Below are 13,985 nucleotides of genomic sequence, written 5' to 3'. Positions count from 1 at the left end.
ATGGCCGGGCCGGCCTGCTGGATCGGGGTGGCGGCAGCGGCGCATGTCCGCGTGGGTCGCCAGCAGGGCTTCGTCATGTTCGCCCATGGCAGGCACAGCGCCGTCCGTCAATTGCGGCCCGGCGATGCCTTTGCCTATTATTCGCCCACCGAAACGCTGGGCGGCAAGGATGCGGTGCGCCGCTTTACCGCCATCGGCACCATCGCCGCCGGCGAACCCGAACCCAGCAGTATCATGGGCGCCACCGAGGCCTGGATGCGCCGCGCCCATTATCTCGACGCGCAGGAAGCCGATATCTATCTGCTGCTGCCGCAGCTCGATTTCGTCACCGACCCCAGTCACTGGGGCATGTATTTCCGCAAGTCGCTGTTCAAGACCGGCGCGGCGGACTTTTCCCGCATTGCCGAGGCCATGGGCGTCGGCCACCACTTTCATTTCGGAGACTAGCCAATGACCGGTACCCTGATCCTCGTGCGCCACGGGCAGAGCGAGTGGAACCTCAAGAACCTCTTCACCGGCTGGCGCAATCCGGACCTGACCGAGAAGGGTATCGACGAGGCCCGCGGCACCGGCAAGGCGCTCAAGGCCAGAGGTATCGTGCCCGATTGCTACTATACCTCGGCTTTGCGCCGGGCCCAGCACACGCTCGACCTGATGCTGGAGGAGATGGGAATCGCCAATGTCACCATCACCAGGAATATCGCGCTCAACGAGCGTGACTATGGCGATCTTTCCGGCCTCAACAAGGACGATGCGCGCGAAAAGTGGGGCGAGGAGCAGGTGCTGATCTGGCGCCGCAGCTTCGACGTGCCCCCGCCGGGCGGCGAGTCGCTGAAGGACACCGCAGCCCGCACCCTGCCCTATTACGACGCCGAAATCCTGCCGCTGCTGAAAGCGGGCAAGACCGTGCTGGTGGCAGCGCACGGCAATTCGCTGCGCGCGCTGGTCATGGCCATCGAGGGACTGACGCCGGACGAGATTCTGAAGCGCGAAATCGCTACGGGCGAGCCGACGGTTTACAAGATTGGGGCTGATGGCAAGCTAGTGGAGCGGGTGGCGCTCTAGGGTCCACTCTCGCCACATAAGCCGGCGCTTCCCCAACCGCGATCGTCACCCTCGGGCTTGACCCGAGGGCTCTATACTTGCGGCAAGTCCATCAAGTGCAGTGTCCTCGGGTCAAGCCCGAGGATGACGGCCGGTGGGTGGTGTCGCTGATGGGCAGATGAGACCTTGCGATTCACGTGAAACTAATGCGCGGCCGAGATCACCCCGGCTTCCCAGCCCAGGATAGCCCGCTTGCGCGGCACGCCCCAGTGATAGCCGGTCAGTGCGCCTGACGTGCCCACCACGCGATGGCACGGCACGACGAACGAAATCGGGTTCTTGCCCACCGCGGCGCCTACGGCGCGGGCTGCGGTTGGCCGGCCGATCTGGTTGGCGACATTCTGATAGGTGGTGGCCTGGCCACAGGGGATCTTGAGCAAAGTCTCCCACACCTTGACCTCGAAATCGGTGCCGATGAGTACCACGCGCACCGGATGGTCGGGCGACCAGCGGGCCGGATCGAAGGCCTGGGCAATCATCGGGGCAACGCGGGCATCGTCGCGGGTGAAGCGCGCATTGGGCCAGCGATTGGCCAGGTCCGCGAAGGCCTGTTCCACGCTCATCTCCGCATCGGCAAAGCCCAGCCCCGACATGCCGTATTCGGTGGCGGTCACCACCGCCATGCCGAAGGGCGACGGCGCCGCCCCCCAGACCATGTCGATGCCCTCGCCGCCGGCGCGGAAAATACCGGGGGGCATGGCTTCGTACGCGACGAACAGGTCATGCAGCCGCGAGGTGGAGGAGAGGCCCACCTCATACGTGGTGTCGAGCACACTCTCCCTGGCGCGCAACAGGCTCTTGGCATGATCGAGCGCCACTGCCTGCGCGAAGCTCTTGGGGCTGAGCCCGCACCAGCGGCGGAACAGGTCGGTCAGCTGCCGCTCGGTCATCCCCAGCGTGCGGGCGAAGCGGCCGAGATCGGCAACGTCGGGCCCGTTCTGCGAGAGATACTGGATGGCAGCGCGGATGGTGTCGTAGTCCGTCGCGGTTGTCATATGTGTGATCTGGTTCATCGGAACACCCATGGTTCGCATCTGGGTGTCTATCTATGAAAGGCAGGCCGTGGATGCGACCCGGTTTTGACACACCTTCAGGCCGACTGCCGCGCCCGGCGCAGGGCGGTGCCGAAGGCACGGGCAAAGCTCGAACGGTCTTCCGGCTTGAGGAAGGCGCCCAGCTCCAGCTCGTCCTTGCCTGAGCGCAGGCGCATGGCGATGGTCTTTTCGTTCTCGTCGCGATCCAGCACCAGCCGCACCGTCTTGGGATCGAACCGGCGCAGCATGCGCGCGCCCTGGCGATCGACGATGACCACTTCGAGCTGGTCGGCCCACAAGGTCACCTGCTGCGCCAGCCGCCGCTGCCGCGCTTGCCGCACCGAAAGCGCCGTCATGCCGGCGCCACCAATGCCAAAGGCGGCCGCGGCCGGCAGCAACACCTCGGGCACCAGCACGGCCAGCGGTGTCGTGGCCACTGCGGCGATCACGAAGGCCACCCAGCCGCCGGTAATGCGCGGCGAGCGGTCCGGCTTCAGCGCGGCGGCGAATAGAGGCGTGGTTGTTGTGGCTTGCATTGGCATGGCTGACTCTTCACCACTGACTATAGGCGCAGAATCAGGGGCGAGAGAATGGCGGCGGCGAAAAAAGTGAAGGCCCTTCCCAAAGCTGATGTCGAGGCGATCTTCGCCCGCTTCCACGACATCGAGCCCGAGCCCAGGGGCGAGCTCGATTATGTGAACGCCTTTACCCTGCTGGTCGCGGTGGTGCTGTCGGCCCAGGCCACCGATGCCGGGGTCAACAAGGCCACCAGGCGCCTGTTCGAACTGGCGCCGTCCCCTGCGGCAATGGTGGCCCTGGGGGTGGAGCAGATCACCGAACTGGTCAAGACCATCGGGCTCTATCGCGGCAAGGCGAAGAATGTCTTCGCGCTGAGCCGGCTCCTCCTCGACAGGCATGGCGGCGAGGTGCCCGATACTCGCGAAGCGCTCGAGGCCCTGCCCGGCGTCGGCCGCAAGACCGCCAATGTGGTGCTCAACATCTGGTTCAGGCAGCCCACCATCGCGGTGGATACCCACCTGTTCCGTGTCGGCAACCGCACCGGCCTCGCCCCCGGCAAGACGCCGCTCGAAGTGGAACAGAAGCTGCTCAAGGCGGTGCCGCCGCAATATATGCTGCATGCCCATCACTGGCTGATCCTGCATGGGCGCTATGTCTGCAAGGCAAGGAAGCCCGAATGCTGGCGCTGCGAGATTCGGGAATGGTGCCGGTTTGAGCCCAAGACGCCATTGCCGAAGGGAACTTAGTGCCACGCCCTCGTGGTTCGAGGGTCGCTGCGCTCCCGCCTCACCATGAGGGCTACTGAGAACTCGGTGTATCAACAGCCCTCATGGTGAGGTGTGCTCCTTCAGTGCCTCGAACCACGAGGGCGTGGTACTCAGCTCGCTCCATACCCCCGCGCCATCGCCGCCGCGAAGATCGGAATCAGCAGCAGAACACCTGCCTGCAGGTGGATGAACCGCCGGCTCGCGGCAATCTCGTCCGCCGGCACGACATGGTCCTGTCCTGCCTTGGCCCAGCGGCGGATGGCCAGCGTCGGCGGCACGGTCAGCAGGCCCATGACCAGGAAGGCCGCCATCTTGGCCCAGAAGGCATAATTGCCCACGTAATATTCCCAGCCCATGGCGCCGAAAATCACCCGCAGCACGCCGACCACGATCACCAGAGCCGCCACACCGCCATAGGCCGCGTCGAGCTTGGCCAATTGCCCTATGCGCGCCCCGGCCAATCCCGGCCGCAGCATGGCGAATTCGGCAGCGAACAGGCCGACCAGGGCGAACACCACGAGGTGATGGGCGCTGGCGAGAACAAGATCGATATCCATTTGCGGGCCCCCGACGGGTCATGTTATCACTGCTCACATATATCCGCCCAGAAGTAAGCAATGTCAACATCCCTGCCGAACGCCCCCTATCACCATGGCGACCTGCGCAATGCCCTGCTCGAAGCGGCCTTGGTCATTCTCGAACGCGAGGGCGAGGCCGGGCTCGGCCTGCGCGACCTGGCGCGGGCGGTGGGTGTCTCCCCGGCAGCGCCATATCGCCATTTCGACAATCGTGCCGCTTTGCTCGAAGCGCTTGCCGTCACCGGCTTCCAGCGCTTCACCCGCGCCATGGAGGATGTGGCCGACGCCAATCCGCCCGACATGCTCTCGGTCATGGGCAAGACCTATGTGCTCTTCGCCCTCCGCAATGCCGCCCTGTTCCGACTGATGTTCTCGCCCCAGCTCAGGCGCGACAATCGCCCCGGCCTGCGCATGGCCGCCGATGCCGCCTTTGCCACGCTCCGCCATGTCAGCGGCGGCGATGTCCGGACGGGGCGGGTGGCGGCCCTGGCCGCCTGGGCCCGCGTGCATGGCCTGGCCGTGCTGCTGCTCGATGGCCAGATCGCCCTGCAGGCCGGCGAGGATATCGAGGCACTGATCAGCCAGATCATCGACCGGCATTAGAGAGAGGTCTCGAGGTTGCCGAGCTTTCCCTCTTGCTCTAAACCGGCTGACGGCTTTTCCTTGCGCCGGACTCTCTAGATGACCCAGACCCGCTTCGACGTCCTCACCATCGGCAATGCGATTGTCGACATTATCGCACCGGTGGAAAAGGGCTTCATCGAAGCCGAAGGCATGAAAGAGGGCATCATGCACCTGATCGATACCGATCGGGCCGAGGATCTCTATGGCAAGATGCCGCTGGGCCGCCAGCAAATCTCGGGCGGCAGCGCCGCCAATACCGCGGCGGGCGTTGCCTCTTTGGGCGGTCGCGCGGCTTTTGTCGGCAAGGTGGCCGATGATCCGCTGGGCGATGTGTTCGAAAGCGATCTCGACGCCATCGGCGTGCATTACAACACGTCCCGCCTCAAGAACGGCGCTCTCACCGCCCGCTCGATGATCTTCCTCTCCGAGGATGGCGAGCGCACCATGAACACCTATCTCGGCGCCTGTCACCAGCTCACCGAGCAGGATATCAAGCCCGACGAGATCGGCGCCGCCGCCATCACCTATATGGAAGGCTTCCTCTGGGATCCGGTGGAAGCCAAGAAGGCCTTCGTGCTGGCGGCCCATTATGCCCACAAGAACGAACGCGCCGCCGCCTTCACCCTATCCGATCCGTTCTGCGTCGATCGCTACCGCGCCGAATTCCTTGACCTGATGCGCTCCAAGACCATCGACTATGTCTTCGCCAATGTGCACGAGCTGAAATCGCTCTACGAAACCGACGACCTGGGCGAGGCGGTGCGCCAGGTGGCCAAGGATACTGAACTGGCCGCCATCACCATGGGCGCCGAGGGCGCCATGGCCATCTACAACGGCGAAGTGACCTCGGTCCCCGCCTTCCCTGTCGACAAGGTGGTCGACGCCACCGGTGCCGGCGATCTCTTCGCCTCGGGATTCCTGCTCGGCATGGCGCGGGGCCAGACGCTGGAATCGGCGCTCAAGACCGGGTGCCTGGCGGCGAGCGAAGTGATTTCCCATATCGGGGCCCGGCCGCTGCTTGATTTGCAGGATTTGACTGCCGAGCATGGGCTGGTGGGGTAGTTCCGCCTTGCCGGCAGGCAGTCTCAGTCGTCTTCCTCCCCCTTGCGGGGAGGGATCAAGGGTGGGGATGTTTAGCCCCGACCATAGCGGCTAGTGGAGCCCCAGGCTCCCCCGCATCTCCTTCAGCGCGTCCGCGGTCGTTCCCGCCGGCCGGAATTCCAGCCCCACGGCACCCGCATAGCCTTGCCCCAGCAGCCAATCGAGCTTCTGGCTGATCGGCAATTGCCCGCTGCCGGGCTGGTTGCGGCCGGGATGGTCGGCGATGTGGAGGTGCACGATGCGGTCGATATGCCCTGCCGCCACCACCTCGGGGTCTTCGCCCATCACCATGGAATGGTACATGTCGTAGGTGATGCCGATTTCGGGCCGGTCGACCGCATCGACGATGTCGAGCCCTTCGGCAGTGCTGGTCAGGTAATAGCCGGGATGGTCGATCCGGTCATTGAGTGGTTCGAGCCCCAGCCGCACACCCGATCCCGCCAGCACCTCGGCCGAGCGCGCCATGGCCGTGACCAGCGCATCGTGCTGGCGCGCCCGCTCGATACCATCAAGCAGCGGTCCCGACTGGCAGATCAGCACCGGCGCGCCGAGGCGCAAGGCCACGTCGCGACTTTTTTCCAGGCCGGCGAGAAACCGTTCATGGTCGCTTTCGCGCGTCAGTTCGGCAAACGGCTCGGCGACGATGCCGGCCAGCTTCACGCCGGTTTCGCGGAGGGTGGCCTCGATGGCGTCGAGATCCTTGTTGGACCACAGCCAGAACTCGACGAGCCCGAAACCCGCTTCCGCGGCGAGGCGGATGCGTTCCGCCGGATCGGGGCTTTCCGGCACGAACAGCATGTCGATACAGGCGGAAAAGCGGGTCATGCCAGCCGCGTTCCGCTGTTCATCTCGGCGAGAATCGCCCGCGCCGCTGCTGCGGGGTCCGCGGCCGCGATGATCGGGCGGGCCACGACCAGGTGGCTGGCGCCCGCTGCCAGCGCCTCGGCCGGGCCCATCACGCGTTTCTGGTCGCCCATGGCGCTGCCCGCCGGGCGGATGCCGGGGGTCACGATCGCCATTTTCGGCCCGATAATGGTGCGGACCATTTCGGCCTCATGCGGCGACGCCACCACCCCGCCTATACCGGCATCGCGCGCCTGCTGCGCTCGCAGCGCCACGAGGCCGGCCGCGTCCCGCTCATAGCCGGCTTCCTTGACATCGGCATCGTCCATCGAGGTGAGCACCGTGACGCCCAGCACCTGCAGTGCGGAGCCTTCGGCGGCCCTGGCGGCAGCGCGCATGGTCTTGGGATAGGCATGCACGGTCAGCATGGTGGCGCCGCTTTCGGCGATGGCCGCCACGCCCTTTTCCACCGTGTTGTCGATGTCGAGCAGCTTGAGATCGAAGAACACCTGCTTGCCGGCCTTGAGCAGGTCCTTGCCCAGACCATAGCCGTCGGCGCCATAGAAGCACTGGTAACCGATCTTGTAGTAGCTGACGCTGTCGCCCAGCAATGCCACGATGTCCTCGGCGCGGGCGCGCGACGAAACGTCGAGGCCCACGATCAATTGGCCCGTCATGAGTCTTCCTCCGATGTCGCTATTGGACTGGCACTAGACCAAAATCGGGCGCCGGGCAACTGCTGGAGCGCTGTCTTGCCCTCCGGCGTCATCACCCGGCCTGTCCGGATGATCCATTTGCAGGCGCTGCGGAGGCATGGATTGCCCGAACAAGCGGGGCAATGACGGTTGAGTCGTCCATCGCCGTCCACGCGCGGCCTGCGCCGGCTTACCCGCGCTTGATGTGGGTGAGGTCATGCACCAGCGTATCGACCTTGCGGATGATGGCGGGTTCGATGAAATCGCCGTTTTCGTCGAACGCCTGCTCGTCCGGCCCAATGCCCAGCAGGCCGGGCACCACCAGCCCGCCGACCTTGCTCAGCGAATCGCGCAGATGGCTCAGCGCCCAGATGGTGCCGTACTTGCCAGAGCTGACCCCGCCAATGCCGATGACCGGGTGGCGGAAAGGGCTCGGCTTCTGCCGGCTGAGCCAGGCCAGGGCATTGACCAGCAGCGGCGGCAGCCCGCCATTATATTCGGGCGTGGCGATGAAGACCGCGTCGTGGCTCCGCCACAGCTCGGCCAGCCGCCCGGCGGCTTCCGGCACATGGTCGGGCTCGAGGTCTTCGTTGAAGATGGGCATGTCGAAATCGCCGAGCGAAATGGCGGTGACCGCCACCCCGGCCGCGTCCAGCTTGCGCCCCACATGCTCCTGCAGCATCCGGTTGCGGGAACCCTGGCGAATGGAGCCGGAAAGCGTGAGCGCGGTGGTCATGGGGTGATTGTCCTTGTTGGCAACGAGCCAACCTTGCCCGCCGCCCTCGCCCCGGGCAAGCCCCGGAACCAAGACGGAGCGTTCGCGCCATTCGGGCATGGCCCTCATGGCCCTGAGGGCTAAAATCGCTCCGCCGGAGCGATTTTTCTACGCCATCAAGCCTCAAACATCTTCTTGAGCTTGGTGAAGAAGCCGCCCGAGGTGGGGCTGTTCTCCTCGGTTTCGAGCTTGGCGAATTCTTCCAGCAATTCGCGCTGACGCCGGCTCAGGGCCTGCGGCGTCTCGATGTCGAGTTGCACATAGAGATCGCCGATATCCTTGGAGCGGAGCACCGGCATGCCCTTGCCCTTGAGCCGCACCCGCTGGCCCGGCTGCGTGCCGGCCGCGACCTTGACCTTGGCCCGCGCCGCATCGAGCGTCGGCACCTCGAATTCGCCGCCCAGGGCCGCAGTGGTCATGGCGATGGGTATGCGCGCATAAAGGTCGGCGCCATCGCGCTGGAACAGGTCATGCGGGCGGATGGAGATGAAGATATAGAGATCGCCCGGCGGGCCGCCGCGCAGCCCGGCCTCGCCCTCATTGGCGAGGCGGATGCGGGTGCCGTCCTCGATACCCTTGGGAATATCGACGCTGAGCTTGCGGTTTTCCTGCCGACGGCCCTGGCCGCCGCAATCGGTGCAGGGCTGGTCCATCATCTGGCCGCGACCCTGGCAGACCGGGCAGGTGCGCTCGATGGTGAAAAAGCCCTGCGCCGCCCGCACCTTGCCGTGGCCGTTGCACTGGCGGCAGGTATGGGTGCCGGTGCCCGGCTTGGCGCCCGAGCCGTCGCAGGTGGTGCAGCCGACCAAAGTCGGCACGTCGATCTCGACGGTGCGCCCCTCGAAGCTTTCTTCGAGGCTGATTTCGAGATTGTAGCGCAGGTCCGAGCCGCGCAGCTTGGCGGCGCCCCCGCCGCCACGGCGCTGGCCGCCGCCCATGAAGTCGCCGAAGATGTCGTCGAAGATATCGGACATGGACGAGGTGAATTCCGGCCCGAACCCGCCGGCGCCGGGGCGCCCGCCATTCTCGAAGGCGGCATGGCCGAACCGGTCATAGGCGGCCCGCTTCTGGCCGTCCTTGAGCGTGTCATAGGCCTCGTTGATTTCCTTGAACTTGGCTTCCGCCTCGTGATTGCCCGGATTGCGGTCGGGGTGGTGCTGCATGGCGAGCTTGCGATAGGCGCTCTTCAGCGCCGCGTCGTCGGCGCCCTTCTGCACGCCGAGCACCTCGTAGAAATCCCGTTTGGCCAAAAAACCTTCTCCAATGCGGCCGGTCGCGACAAGCGCGCCCCGCCAATATCCTGGCCCCTAGATGGCAATCGACCCCACGCCCCGCAAGGGGGTCTGGGGTCGTGAGAGCTGCTTGTCGGGGCAAAACCACTGGCCCGCTCATAGCAAGAGCGGCCCGTGGCTTCAATGATGGTGATTCGGCGCCGGGCTGGGGCGGGCCGGGGCAAAGGCCTTGCCCAGCGCGTCAGCCGCATCCGATTGCGCGAACAGCGCCTTGGTGACGACGAGTCCCAGCCCGAAAAACCCCTGTGTCACACCCGCATAGGTCCAGCAATTGACCGCCACGCCCGCCTGTTCGAGCGCGTCGGCCAAGGCCTCGCCCTCCGAGCGCAGCGGGTCGATTTCAGCCAGGATGAGGGTGGCCGACGCCACAGCGGCCCAATCCCCACGCGCCACGAGATTGATGCGCTCGTCGCCCGCCTCGGCTTCCTCGCTGAAGATTTGCCGGAACCGCCAGCGCATCGCCGGCAACCCGATCGGCCGTGCCCGCAACATCTGGCCATAGGACGCAGTGGTCATGTTGGTGCCGGCAATCGGATGGATCAGCAATTGATGCACCGGTTGCGCGCCGCCCTCGTCACGCGCCCGCAAGGCCACATTGGCGGCGAGGTTCCCGCCGGCATCCTCGCCGGCCACTGCCAGCCGCTGCGGATCACCGGTTAGCGTCTTGATCTCGGTGGTGAGCCAGCGCCAAGCCGCCCAGGCGTCGTCATGCGCCGCCGGGAACTGGTGCTCGGGCGCCAGCCGATAGGCCACCGACACGACGATAGCCCCGCTGCGCCGGGCAATGGCCCGGGCCGATGCGTCGTGGCTGTCCAGATCGCCGGTGACGAACCCGCCGCCATGGAAATACAGCACCACCGGATTGAGCCGGCTCAGCAGGCCCAGCGGCCGATAGACCCGCCCCGGCAGGTCGCCCTCGGCCCCGGTAATGGTGATATCCTCCGCCTCGACTCCATCCTCGGGCCGCTCGCGCCCCTGCCGGCCCAGAATGGCGCTGATCGCTTCGGTCGACCGTGGCTGGCGCCGCGCCATTTCGGGCGACAGCAGTTCCAGCGGCCGCGCCCCCATCTCGGCAAGGCCATCCAGCACATGCTTCATGTCGGCATCCATCCGGCTCATCGGATCGCCGCCGATCAGCTCGGCAATCCGGCCGATGGAATCGTCCGCCCGGTTCTGGTTGGCGGGCTGGAGATGTGAATCGGTCATGGCGCGGCCTCGCAATGGGGTGAATGCCCCTTGGACAGCCAAAACCGGGAGGGAGTTGGGCGCCATTGGGCCCATTTCGGGGCAAGGATTCACGTGAAACGCATGACGAGGAACCTGCAAAGATCATGCCCGGCCACCGGATCCACCCTCCCCCTTGAGGGGAGGGAAGCGAGATAGGACTTAGCGTCAGCCAAGTCCGTGATCGAGCAGGGTGGGGATATCTTTCCGCGCATCCGGTGCGTGGGAACCCCCACCCTTGATCCCTCCCCGCAAGGGGGAGGGAGACGACTGCGAGACTTGCGCTCCCAAAACAAAAAAGGGCCCGGCTTGCGCCGGACCCTTTGTTCTCATTTCAACCGCTTAGGCCGACTTCTTGTCGTCGTCGTCCTTGACCTCTTCGAAGTCGGCATCGACGACGTCGTCATCGGCTTCGTCGCTGGTGCCATTGGCCTTGGCTTCGGCTTCCGCCTGGCTGGCCTTGTACATGGCCTCGCCCAGCTTCATCGAGGCCTGGGCCAGCGCGTCGGTCTTTTCCTTGATGGCCTCGCCATCTTCACCGTCGAGCACGCCCTTGAGGTCGGCAATCGCGGTCTCGATAGCCGTCTTGTCCTCGGCCGAAACCTTGTCGCCATATTCACCCAGCGACTTTTCGGTCGAGTGGATCAGGCTCTCGCCCTGGTTCCTGGCTTCGACGGCCTCGCGCTTCTTCTTGTCGGCCTCGGCATTCTGCTCGGCTTCCTGCACCATCTTCTCGATGTCGGCGTCCGACAGGCCGCCCGAAGCCTGGATGCGGATCTGCTGCTCCTTGCCGGTGCCCTTGTCCTTGGCCGAAACCTGCACGATGCCGTTGGCGTCGATGTCGAAGGTCACCTCGATCTGCGGCACGCCGCGCGGGGCCGGCGGAATGCCGGTCAGGTCGAAATTGCCCAGGAGCTTGTTGTTGGCGGCCATTTCGCGTTCACCCTGGAACACGCGGATGGTCACCGCGCTCTGGCTGTCCTCGGCGGTCGAGAAGGTCTGGCTCTTCTTGGTCGGAATGGTGGTGTTGCGGTCGATCAGGCGGGTGAACACGCCACCCAGCGTTTCGATGCCCAGCGACAGCGGGGTCACGTCGAGCAGCAGCACGTCCTTGACGTCGCCCTGCAGCACGCCGGCCTGGATGGCCGCGCCGAGCGCCACGACTTCGTCCGGGTTCACGCCCTTATGCGGCTCCTTGCCGAACAGCTGCTTGACTGCTTCCTGCACCTTGGGCATGCGGCTCATGCCGCCCACCAGCACGACTTCGTCGATCTGGCTGGCCGAGACGCCAGCATCCTTCATCGCCTGCTTGCAGGGCTCGATGGTGCGGTTGATCAGGTCTTCCACCAGCGATTCCAGCTTGGAACGGCTGAGCTTGAGCGTCAGGTGCTTGGGGCCCGAAGCGTCGGCGGTGATGAAGGGCAGGTTGATTTCGGTCTGCGTGGCGCTCGACAGCTCGATCTTGGCCTTTTCGGCAGCTTCCTTGAGGCGCTGCAAAGCCAGCTTGTCGCCGCGCAGGTCGATACCCTGTTCCTTCTTGAACTCGTCCGCCAGGTAGTCGACCAGGCGCATGTCGAAGTCTTCGCCACCCAGGAAGGTGTCGCCATTGGTCGACTTCACCTCGAACACGCCATCGCCGATTTCGAGGATGGAGATATCGAAGGTGCCGCCGCCCAGGTCATAGACCGCGATAGTGCCGGTATTCTTCTTGTCGAGGCCATAGGCGAGCGCCGCCGCCGTGGGCTCGTTGATGATGCGCAGCACTTCAAGGCCGGCAATCTTGCCCGCATCCTTGGTGGCCTGGCGCTGGGAATCGTTGAAATAGGCCGGAACGGTGATGACGGCCTGCGTGACGGTCTCCCCGAGATAGCTCTCGGCGGTTTCCTTCATCTTCTGCAGGATCATGGCCGAGACCTGGCTCGGCGAATACTTGTCACCCGATGCCTCGACCCACGCATCGCCATTGTCGGCCTTGACGATCTTGAACGGCACCAGGTTCTTGTCCTTGGCCACGACCTGGTCGTCGAAACGACGGCCGATCAGGCGCTTGACGGCAAACAGGGTATTTTCGGGGTTGGTGACCGCCTGGCGCTTGGCCGGCTGGCCGACGAGACGTTCGCCATCCTTACTGAAGGCGACCATCGATGGGGTGGTGCGCGCCCCTTCCGCGTTTTCGATGACCTTTGGATTGGTGCCGTCCATAACCGCGACGCAGCTATTGGTGGTGCCCAGATCGATACCGATGACTTTAGCCATTACTCTAGCCTCTCTTTCAGCAAACCCATGGTGAAACCCCTCTCGCGAGGCAGTCCCGTGGCCATCAGGCCGGGTTCCTTGCAACTGGAATGCGCCCAATGCTGGGCTTGCTGGCTATATAGGGGGGTGGCCCGGCGGCTTCAAGCGCTTCCGGGCGGCAAAACAAAACGGCGCCACTCCGGCCGGAGCGGCGCCGATCGTGCCCGAGGGTCGAGCTCAGTCGTAGATGGTATATTCGTTGAGCGAGCAGATATCGACGGCATTGATCACCGTCTCGCTCTCGTCTTCCATCACGAACTTGAAGTCGTATTCGCACTGGTCCGAGCCATCGCCGATGGTCACCGTGCCCTGGTAGCCCGATTCCAGCGTACCGTCCTCGCCGAGCAGGTCATAACCCCAGTTGGAGTCGTTGCTGGGCGAGGTATAGAAGTAATGCAAGGCCCGCGCGCTGTTGTTGATCAGCGTGAACTCGACGGTCTGCGCGGCAGCAGGCATGGCGCTGGCCAGCAGCGCCAGGGCGGCAAGGCCACCCCGAAGATTGAAGCTCATGAAAATTCTCCCAAACCGGCGGCGATGCACCGCCAGCAAGGGATTACATACCACGCCGGGCTTAATTGGGAATGGCTGTTCGATGCTCAGTCGTAGATCGTATAGCTGCCCAGGTCGCAGATATTGATCTCGTTGCGCACCGTCTCGCTGCCATCGCCCATGATGAACTTGAAGTCGTAGTAGCATTCGGTGGAATCGTCGGCGATGGTCACCGTGCCGTTATAGCCGGCGCGCAATGTATGGCCGCCGCGCAGCAGGTCCGGCCCCCAGCTCGACGAGTTGGATGGGCTGGCATAAAAATAGTGCAGCGAGCGGTTGCTCTCGTTGTAGAGCGTGAAATAGACGTCCTCGGCTGCCACCGGCAAGGCGCTGCCCAGCAGCACCAATGCGGCAGCGCCACCCTTGATGATCGTGTTCATGACTGCGTCCCAGTTGATCGGTCCTCCCGGAACCGACCGCCGAAATCTGGCAAAGCCGGGTGGCCCGTCCAACCCCTGTTCATGGGGGCGGCCGGAGGCGCAGGTTACGATGGCTGTGTTCAGCGGCCCTCCTCTCCCCACCGCGTCATTGCCCGGCGTACTCCGAGAGATGGATCACGCGGACAGGCCGGGTGATGACGAAGAC

The 13,985-nt window shown here is 64.8% G+C and carries 16 protein-coding genes; 5 read left to right on the top strand and 11 right to left on the bottom strand.

Annotation, left to right across the window (positions count from 1 at the left end):
• On the top strand, window positions 1-447 hold the full coding sequence (locus ASD80_RS08055) for an EVE domain-containing protein (protein ID WP_056231113.1): 447 nt from the start codon (window positions 1-3) through the stop codon (window positions 445-447).
• A gap of 3 nt (window positions 448-450) precedes the next feature.
• Window positions 451-1,065, top strand: a complete 615-nt coding sequence (locus ASD80_RS08050) for a 2,3-bisphosphoglycerate-dependent phosphoglycerate mutase (protein ID WP_056231110.1) — start codon at window positions 451-453, stop codon at window positions 1,063-1,065.
• 182 nt (window positions 1,066-1,247) lie between these two features.
• Here ASD80_RS08050 and ASD80_RS08045 read toward each other — a convergent pair whose 3' ends face one another.
• Window positions 1,248-2,117: a bifunctional helix-turn-helix domain-containing protein/methylated-DNA--[protein]-cysteine S-methyltransferase gene (locus ASD80_RS08045; RefSeq protein WP_244488963.1), complete on the bottom strand. Its 870-nt coding sequence runs from the start codon at window positions 2,115-2,117 to the stop codon at window positions 1,248-1,250.
• 77 nt (window positions 2,118-2,194) lie between these two features.
• Window positions 2,195-2,674, bottom strand: a complete 480-nt coding sequence (locus ASD80_RS08040; RefSeq protein WP_056231105.1) for a DUF2244 domain-containing protein — start codon at window positions 2,672-2,674, stop codon at window positions 2,195-2,197.
• A 54-nt stretch (window positions 2,675-2,728) separates the two neighbouring features.
• Here ASD80_RS08040 and nth point away from each other — a divergent pair, with 54 nt between their 5' ends.
• Window positions 2,729-3,403, top strand: coding sequence for an endonuclease III (gene nth, locus ASD80_RS08035; protein WP_056231102.1), 675 nt, complete (start codon window positions 2,729-2,731; stop codon window positions 3,401-3,403).
• A gap of 131 nt (window positions 3,404-3,534) precedes the next feature.
• Here nth and ASD80_RS08030 read toward each other — a convergent pair whose 3' ends face one another.
• Window positions 3,535-3,981 (bottom strand): DUF2214 family protein, encoded by a 447-nt coding sequence (locus tag ASD80_RS08030; RefSeq protein ID WP_056231100.1) that lies wholly within the window; start codon window positions 3,979-3,981, stop codon window positions 3,535-3,537.
• A gap of 60 nt (window positions 3,982-4,041) precedes the next feature.
• On the opposite strand from ASD80_RS08030, the gene ASD80_RS08025 reads away from it, so the two are divergent.
• Together ASD80_RS08025 and ASD80_RS08020 are read left to right on the top strand one after the other, a co-directional pair.
• The gene (locus ASD80_RS08025; protein ID WP_056231097.1) at window positions 4,042-4,605 is read left to right on the top strand and encodes a TetR/AcrR family transcriptional regulator; all 564 of its coding nucleotides are present in this window, start codon (window positions 4,042-4,044) and stop codon (window positions 4,603-4,605) included.
• Window positions 4,606-4,683: 78 nt separating this feature from the next.
• The gene (locus ASD80_RS08020; RefSeq protein ID WP_056231095.1) at window positions 4,684-5,688 is read left to right on the top strand and encodes an adenosine kinase; all 1,005 of its coding nucleotides are present in this window, start codon (window positions 4,684-4,686) and stop codon (window positions 5,686-5,688) included.
• Window positions 5,689-5,778: 90 nt separating this feature from the next.
• On the opposite strand, the gene ASD80_RS08015 is transcribed toward ASD80_RS08020, so the two are convergent.
• The 8 genes from ASD80_RS08015 to ASD80_RS07980 all read right to left on the bottom strand — a co-directional run bounded on the left by ASD80_RS08015 (window position 5,779) and on the right by ASD80_RS07980 (window position 13,780).
• A complete protein-coding gene (locus ASD80_RS08015) occupies window positions 5,779-6,552 on the bottom strand; it encodes a TIM barrel protein (protein WP_056231092.1) in 774 nt (257 codons plus the stop codon).
• The gene (gene pyrF / locus ASD80_RS08010; RefSeq protein ID WP_056231088.1) at window positions 6,549-7,247 is read right to left on the bottom strand and encodes an orotidine-5'-phosphate decarboxylase; all 699 of its coding nucleotides are present in this window, start codon (window positions 7,245-7,247) and stop codon (window positions 6,549-6,551) included. The genes ASD80_RS08015 and pyrF overlap by 4 nt, the downstream gene beginning before the upstream one ends.
• Window positions 7,248-7,455: 208 nt before the next feature.
• Window positions 7,456-8,001, bottom strand: coding sequence for an NADPH-dependent FMN reductase (locus tag ASD80_RS08005; protein WP_162247333.1), 546 nt, complete (start codon window positions 7,999-8,001; stop codon window positions 7,456-7,458).
• Between the two features lie 155 nt (window positions 8,002-8,156).
• The gene (gene dnaJ, locus ASD80_RS08000) at window positions 8,157-9,290 is read right to left on the bottom strand and encodes a molecular chaperone DnaJ (protein ID WP_056231083.1); all 1,134 of its coding nucleotides are present in this window, start codon (window positions 9,288-9,290) and stop codon (window positions 8,157-8,159) included.
• 162 nt (window positions 9,291-9,452) lie between these two features.
• A complete protein-coding gene (locus ASD80_RS07995) occupies window positions 9,453-10,538 on the bottom strand; it encodes an alpha/beta hydrolase (RefSeq protein ID WP_056231080.1) in 1,086 nt (361 codons plus the stop codon).
• A gap of 360 nt (window positions 10,539-10,898) precedes the next feature.
• Entirely contained in the window at window positions 10,899-12,812 is a 1,914-nt protein-coding gene (gene dnaK, locus ASD80_RS07990; RefSeq protein WP_056231077.1) for a molecular chaperone DnaK, read from the bottom strand.
• Window positions 12,813-13,028: 216 nt separating this feature from the next.
• Window positions 13,029-13,361, bottom strand: a complete 333-nt coding sequence (locus ASD80_RS07985) for a hypothetical protein (protein ID WP_056231074.1) — start codon at window positions 13,359-13,361, stop codon at window positions 13,029-13,031.
• An 86-nt stretch (window positions 13,362-13,447) separates the two neighbouring features.
• Entirely contained in the window at window positions 13,448-13,780 is a 333-nt protein-coding gene (locus tag ASD80_RS07980) for a hypothetical protein (protein WP_056231071.1), read from the bottom strand.
• Window positions 13,781-13,985 lie beyond the last annotated feature (205 nt).

The sequence above is a fragment of the Devosia sp. Root635 genome, from assembly GCF_001427605.1.
Lineage (GTDB): Bacteria > Pseudomonadota > Alphaproteobacteria > Rhizobiales > Devosiaceae > Devosia.
The sequence above is the reverse complement of the archived record's forward strand: the minus strand, read 5'-3'. Positions and strand labels throughout refer to the sequence as shown.

Coding starts and splice junctions, on each gene's coding strand:
- ASD80_RS08055 (WP_056231113.1), top strand. CDS start 1: ATGGCCGGGCCGGCCTGCTGGATCGGGGTGGCGGCAGCGGCGCATGTC.
- ASD80_RS08050 (WP_056231110.1), top strand. CDS start 451: ATGACCGGTACCCTGATCCTCGTGCGCCACGGGCAGAGCGAGTGGAAC.
- ASD80_RS08045 (WP_244488963.1), bottom strand. CDS start 2,117: ATGAACCAGATCACACATATGACAACCGCGACGGACTACGACACCATC.
- ASD80_RS08040 (WP_056231105.1), bottom strand. CDS start 2,674: ATGCAAGCCACAACAACCACGCCTCTATTCGCCGCCGCGCTGAAGCCG.
- nth (WP_056231102.1), top strand. CDS start 2,729: ATGGCGGCGGCGAAAAAAGTGAAGGCCCTTCCCAAAGCTGATGTCGAG.
- ASD80_RS08030 (WP_056231100.1), bottom strand. CDS start 3,981: ATGGATATCGATCTTGTTCTCGCCAGCGCCCATCACCTCGTGGTGTTC.
- ASD80_RS08025 (WP_056231097.1), top strand. CDS start 4,042: ATGTCAACATCCCTGCCGAACGCCCCCTATCACCATGGCGACCTGCGC.
- ASD80_RS08020 (WP_056231095.1), top strand. CDS start 4,684: ATGACCCAGACCCGCTTCGACGTCCTCACCATCGGCAATGCGATTGTC.
- ASD80_RS08015 (WP_056231092.1), bottom strand. CDS start 6,552: ATGACCCGCTTTTCCGCCTGTATCGACATGCTGTTCGTGCCGGAAAGC.
- pyrF (WP_056231088.1), bottom strand. CDS start 7,247: ATGACGGGCCAATTGATCGTGGGCCTCGACGTTTCGTCGCGCGCCCGC.
- ASD80_RS08005 (WP_162247333.1), bottom strand. CDS start 8,001: ATGACCACCGCGCTCACGCTTTCCGGCTCCATTCGCCAGGGTTCCCGC.
- ASD80_RS07995 (WP_056231080.1), bottom strand. CDS start 10,538: ATGACCGATTCACATCTCCAGCCCGCCAACCAGAACCGGGCGGACGAT.
- dnaK (WP_056231077.1), bottom strand. CDS start 12,812: ATGGCTAAAGTCATCGGTATCGATCTGGGCACCACCAATAGCTGCGTC.
- ASD80_RS07985 (WP_056231074.1), bottom strand. CDS start 13,361: ATGAGCTTCAATCTTCGGGGTGGCCTTGCCGCCCTGGCGCTGCTGGCC.
- ASD80_RS07980 (WP_056231071.1), bottom strand. CDS start 13,780: ATGAACACGATCATCAAGGGTGGCGCTGCCGCATTGGTGCTGCTGGGC.